This is a genomic window from Psychrobacter sp. TB20-MNA-CIBAN-0197 (assembly GCF_040309765.1).
In the GTDB taxonomy this organism is placed as follows: domain Bacteria; phylum Pseudomonadota; class Gammaproteobacteria; order Pseudomonadales; family Moraxellaceae; genus Psychrobacter; species Psychrobacter submarinus.
In genome coordinates, this window is record NZ_JBEOPC010000275.1 from 1 (window position 1) to 315 (window position 315).

1 protein-coding gene is annotated in these 315 nt (G+C 60.3%); it reads right to left on the reverse strand.

Annotated elements, in window-relative coordinates:
* Positions 1-94 precede the first annotated feature (94 nt).
* Positions 95-315: acyl-CoA thioesterase (locus AAEY83_RS13640; protein ID WP_502945171.1), on the reverse strand; the 221-nt coding region annotated here is incomplete at its 5' end.

Here is a 315-nt window from a genome sequence, read left to right on the forward strand (position 1 = left end):
GGTCACCGATGCGGCCACCAGGGTCAACATTACCAACTGCACCACGATGCTGGCATTGCTGACCAGGCTCCACATGGAGGAATGGTCGACGACGTTAGCTTCCACGCTTTATCTCCTGCTTTGAGTGTGTACCCGGGCCGACCGCGTCGGCGAAGGCCGCACGCAGGTCTTCGGGAAGGGCCCGGGGTTTCAAACTGTCGGTGCGCACGCAGGCCACCAAAAACTGCCCTTCGCAGAGCAGTACATTATCCGTGGCCCGCCTGACCTGCTGCTTGAAGCGCAGGCTGGCACGGTTCAATTCGATTACATCAGCGC